4 protein-coding genes are annotated in these 5,349 nt (G+C 66.8%); all 4 read right to left on the bottom strand.

Features of this window, described 5'->3' with window-relative positions:
• On the bottom strand, positions 1-1,505 hold a 1,505-nt coding region (gene atpD / locus DI624_RS11665), incomplete at its 3' end, for a F0F1 ATP synthase subunit beta (protein ID WP_291538648.1).
• A gap of 16 nt (positions 1,506-1,521) precedes the next feature.
• A complete protein-coding gene (locus DI624_RS11660) occupies positions 1,522-2,400 on the bottom strand; it encodes a F0F1 ATP synthase subunit gamma (protein ID WP_291538639.1) in 879 nt (292 codons plus the stop codon).
• Positions 2,401-2,435: 35 nt separating this feature from the next.
• Complete coding sequence (gene atpA / locus DI624_RS11655; protein ID WP_291538636.1) at positions 2,436-3,968, bottom strand: F0F1 ATP synthase subunit alpha; 1,533 nt, start codon at positions 3,966-3,968, stop codon at positions 2,436-2,438.
• Positions 3,969-4,039: 71 nt separating this feature from the next.
• A complete protein-coding gene (locus DI624_RS11650; RefSeq protein ID WP_291538633.1) occupies positions 4,040-4,594 on the bottom strand; it encodes a F0F1 ATP synthase subunit delta in 555 nt (184 codons plus the stop codon).
• Between the last annotated feature and the right edge of the window lie 755 nt (positions 4,595-5,349).

Below are 5,349 nucleotides of genomic sequence, written 5' to 3'. Positions count from 1 at the left end.
CCGACCATGTAGAAGGCGGCTTCCGGCAGGTGGTCGTATTCACCGGCGACGATGCCCTTGAAGCTGCGGATGGTGTCGGCCAGCTCGACGAACTTGCCGGGCGAGTTGGTGAACTGTTCGGCCACGAAGAAGGGTTGGGACAGGAAGCGCTGGATCTTGCGGGCGCGCGAGACGACCAGCTTGTCCTCTTCCGACAGCTCGTCCATGCCCAGGATGGCGATGATGTCCTTCAGGCCCTTGTACTGCTGCAGCACTTCCTGGACCGAACGGGCGACCTGGTAGTGTTCCTCGCCGATGACCAGCGGGTCCATGATCCGCGAGGTCGAGTCCAGCGGATCGACGGCGGGGAAGATGGCCTGGGCGGCGATGTCGCGGCTCAGCATGGTCGTCGCGTCCAGGTGGGCGAAGGAAGCGGCCGGCGCCGGGTCGGTGGGGTCGTCGGCGGGGACGTAGATGGCCTGGACCGAGGTGATCGAGCCCTTCTTGGTCGAGGTGATGCGCTCCTGCAGGTTGCCCATTTCGGTGGCCAGGGTCGGCTGATAGCCCACGGCGGACGGGATGCGGCCCAGCAGAGCCGACACTTCCGAACCGGCCTGGGTGAAGCGGAAGATGTTGTCGACGAACAGCAGGACGTCCTTGCCTTCCTCGTCGCGGAAATACTCGGCCTGGGCCAGGCCCGTCAGGGCGACGCGGGCGCGGGCGCCGGGCGGTTCGTTCATCTGGCCGTAGACCAGGGCGCACTTGGAGCCCTCGGTCGAGCCGTCGTTCTTGGACGGGTCCACGTTCACGTTCGACTCGATCATCTCGTGATACAGGTCGTTGCCTTCGCGGGTGCGCTCGCCCACGCCGGCCAGGACCGAATAGCCGCCGTACGCCTTGGCGATGTTGTTGATCAGCTCCTGCATGGTGACGGTCTTGCCCACGCCGGCGCCGCCGAACAGGCCGATCTTGCCGCCCTTGGTGTAGGGGCAGATCAGGTCGATCACCTTGATGCCCGTGACCAGGATTTCCGACGAGGTGGTCTGCTCCTCGAACGAGGGCGCCTCGCGGTGGATCGGGCGGTATTCCGTGGTCTTGATCGGGCCGGCTTCGTCGATCGGCTGGCCGACGACGTTCATGATGCGGCCCAGCACGCCCGGGCCGACCGGGGTCTGGATCGAGGAACCGGTGTCGCTGACCGGCTGGCCGCGGGTCAGGCCCTCGGTCGTGTCCATGGCGATGGTGCGGACCATGTTCTCGCCCAGGTGCTGGGCGACTTCCAGAACCAGGGTGAAGGGCTCGCCCGTCTTCTGGTCGATGTTCTGGGTGTGCAGGGCGTTCAGGATCGCCGGCAGGTGGCCGTCGAACTCGACGTCGACCACGGCGCCGATGACCTGGGCGATGCGGCCCGAGGCGGCGGCGTTGACGGGGGCCGCAGCGGGAGCGGCCTTCTTGGCGGCCGGCTTGCGGGCGGCGGGCTTCTTGGGGGCGACGGTGTCGGTCATGGCTGGGGTCCGTGTCGGAATGTCTGTGCGTTCGGGATCAGAGGGCTTCGGCGCCGGCGATGATCTCGATCAGTTCGGTGGTGATCTGGGCCTGGCGCTTGCGGTTGTACTGCAGGGTCAGGGCGTTGATGAGGTCGCCGGCGTTGCGCGTGGCGTTGTCCATCGCCGCCATCTGCGATCCGAAGAAGCCCGCCTGATTCTCGTACAGGGCGGCCAGGATCTGGGTCGTCAGGTTGCGCGGCAGCAGGGTTTCCAGGATGTCCTCTTCCGAGGGCTCGTATTCGTAGACCGCGCCGTTCAGGTCGATCGGCTTGGCGTCGCCCTCCACAACGGCCGGGATCAGTTGCTTGCCGGTCGGGACCTGCGAGATCACCGACTTGAACTGGCTGTAGAACAGCGTGACCACGTCGGCCTGGCCGTCCTCGAACGCCGTGGCGATCATTTCGGCGATCGGCTGGGCCGAGGGCAGGCCGATGGTCTTGTGCTCGCTCAGTTCGAAGGTGTGGATCACCTTGTCGCCGTACAGGCGCGACAGCTGGTCGCGCGACTTCTTGCCGACGGCGACGATCTTCACGTCCTTGCCGTGGGCGATCAGGCTGTTGATCCGTTCGCGCGCGGCGCGGATGACGTTGGTCGAGAAACCGCCCGCCAGACCCTTGTCCGCCGTGGCGACGACGATCAGGTGACGCTGGTCGCCGCCCGTGCCGGCCAGCAGCCGGGGCGCGTCGGCGCCCGAGACGCCGGCGGCCAGGTTGGCGATGACCGAGGCCATCTTCTGCGCATAGGGCCGGGCGCTCTCGGCCTGGTCCTGGGCGCGCTTCAGCTTGGCCGCGGCGACCATCTGCATGGCCTTCGTGATCTTCTGCGTGGCCTTCACGCTTCCGATCCGATTGCGCATTTCCTTGAGGCTGGCCATCCGGCTTTGCTCTTCCTCTAACTAACCGGCGGGGCTCAGGCGAAGGTCTTGACGAAGGCGGCCAGGATGTCCTTCAGCTCGGCTTCCAGCTCGGGCGTCAGGTCCTTCTTCGTGCGGATGCCGTCCAGCAGCGACGCATGGTTCGCATGGATGCGGGCCAGCAGCTCCTTCTCGAAGCGGCCGACGTCGGCGACCGCGATGCCGTCGATGTAGCCGCGCGTGCCGGCGTAGACCGAGACGACCTGCTCTTCCATCGCCAGCGGCGAATATTGCGGCTGCTTCAGCAGTTCGGTCAGGCGCGCGCCGCGGGCCAGCAGCTTCTGGGTCGAGGCGTCCAGGTCCGAGCCGAACTTGGCGAAGGCGGCCATTTCCCGATACTGGGCCAGTTCGCCCTTGATCGTGCCGGCGACCTTCTTCATCGCCTTGGTCTGGGCCGAGGAGCCGACGCGCGACACCGAGATGCCGACGTTCACGGCCGGGCGAATGCCCTGATAGAACAGGTCCGATTCCAGGAATATCTGGCCGTCGGTGATCGAGATCACGTTGGTCGGGATATAGGCCGAGACGTCGTTGGCCTGGGTCTCGATGATCGGCAGGGCGGTCATGGAGCCCGAACCGTAGTCTTCGTTCAGCTTGGCCGAACGCTCCAGCAGGCGGCTGTGCAGGTAGAAGACGTCGCCCGGATAGGCTTCGCGGCCCGGCGGACGGCGCAGCAGCAGCGACATCTGGCGATAGGCGACGGCCTGTTTCGACAGGTCGTCATAGACGATCAGGGCGTGCATGCCGTTGTCGCGGAAGAACTCGCCCATGGCGGTGCCGGCGAAAGGGGCCAGGAACTGCAGCGGGGCGGGCTCGGACGCCGTGGCGGCGACGACGATGGTGTATTCCAGCGCGCCGGACTCTTCGAGCGTCTTGACGATCTGGGCCACGGTCGAACGCTTCTGGCCGACGGCGACGTAGATGCAGTAGAGCTTGGCGCTCTCGTCGTCGGTCTTGTTGACGTTCTTCTGGTTCAGGATGGTGTCGACGGCGACGGCCGTCTTGCCGACCTGACGGTCGCCGATGATCAGCTCGCGCTGGCCGCGGCCGACGGGGATCAGGGTGTCGATGGCCTTCAGGCCCGTCTGCATCGGCTCGTGCACCGACTTGCGCGGGATGATGCCCGGCGCCTTGACGTCGACGCGGCGGCGCTCGGTGAACGGGATCGGGCCCTTGCCGTCGATCGGCTCGCCCAGCGGGTTGACGACGCGGCCCAACAGGCCCTTGCCGACCGGCACGTCCACGATCTCGCCCAGGCGGCGCACGTCGTCGCCCTCGCCGATGGCGGCGTCGGCGCCGAAGATCACGGCGCCCACGTTGTCGCGCTCCAGGTTCAGGGCCATGCCCTTGACGCCGGCCTTGGTGAACTCGACCATTTCGCCGGCCTGGACATTGTCCAGACCGTGGATGCGGGCGATGCCGTCGCCGACCGACAGCACGCTGCCGACGTCGGAAACGTCGGCTTCGACGCCGAAGTCGGCGATCTGCGACTTGAGGATGGCCGAGATTTCAGCGGCGCGGATGTCCATGGGATCTCTCTGTCTAGTCTTCTTCGGGGCGGGCCTGTCGGCGCGCTGCAGTCTTTTTGGGCTCAGCGTGCTCAGGCGCGCTTGAGGGCGAATTTCATCTGGTCGAGCTTGGTCTTCAGCGAGGCGTCGAACAACTTGGACCCCACCTTGACCTTCAGGCCGCCCAGGATCGACGGATCGACCCGCGCGGTCAGTTCCGGCGCCTTGCCCAGGCTGGCGTTCAGGGCGGACTTGATCGCGGCCAACTGCTCGGCGGCCAGCGGCTGGGCCGAGACGACCTCAGCCGCGACGATGCCGGCGTGTTTGGCGTAAAGGCGCTCGAAGCCGGCGATCACGGCGGCCAGGTCCCTGGCGCGGCCGTTCTGGGCCAGCAGCCCCAGGAAGTTGACGGTGTTCTTCTCGAACCCGGCCCGGTTCGCCACCGCGACCAGGCCCTTGACCTGATCCTCGGCCGGAACGATCGGCGAGGTCGCCAGGCGGCGCAGGTCCGCGCTCTCGGTCCAGGCGGTCTTCAGCGAGACGATGTCGGCGCGAACGGCGTCCAGGCGGCCGGTTTCCAGCGCCAGGTCGAACAGCGCCTGCGCATAGCGATCACCGACTTCCGTCGTTCTGAAATCATCAGCCACTGATTAGGGTCCGAGGTCGTTGTGTCAGGGTCGCGACCGATTGCGAAGGATCACAACGGCCAAAAGCTTGAAATGCCTAGGGAAAGCACGACAGAGGCCGTATCCGTGAATACGCCCCCTTCAAGCCGGGCGCCTGATAGCACGGGGTTTCGCCAGTCGCAACATTCCGTGAGGGGCGCAGACGCCGCAGGGGGGCGAAGCGCGCAGCCCCGTCGCCTCCCAAATCGTGGGGAGGGGAAACCGCGCAGCGGTGGAGGGGCTCTTGACGTCCCACGGCCGCCATCCCTTTCGTCATCCTCCGGCGCGAAGCGACCGGGGGACCCAGCGGCGCGCGCGAGCGCGAACCTGTCGCGGAGTCGCTGACAACCGTGCGGCGGATGCATCGCCTCCGGCGCCGCTGGGTTCCCCGGTCTGCGCCGCAAGCGGCTTGCCGGAGAATGACGAAAGGGAGGGCTGTCACTCCAGCCATCACAATGCGGCTGGTTGATTCCCGGCGATTTCAACCGCTTGCCGAAATATCTCCCCCATCATCCATCCCCCCTCCGAAACGGGCTTATTCTAACGCCGTCTCGTCGCACCGGAGGGCTCGCCTGACCTGCGACCTTGCGGCGGCGGGAGCGGATGGAACGGGAGCGGGTCTGCAACGGCCCGCGCCTGCGGCGACACACGGTGCGCCGTCGGAGGGTCGAGGGGGATACTCGGCCGCACTCGGGACGGGGTTTCGCAGACCCCGCCGACCCGTCGCAGGCTTATGG

Origin of the sequence: Brevundimonas sp. (genome assembly GCF_003248455.1) — a bacterium.
Lineage (GTDB): Bacteria > Pseudomonadota > Alphaproteobacteria > Caulobacterales > Caulobacteraceae > Brevundimonas.
This window is presented reverse-complemented; position numbering and strand designations above follow the sequence as displayed.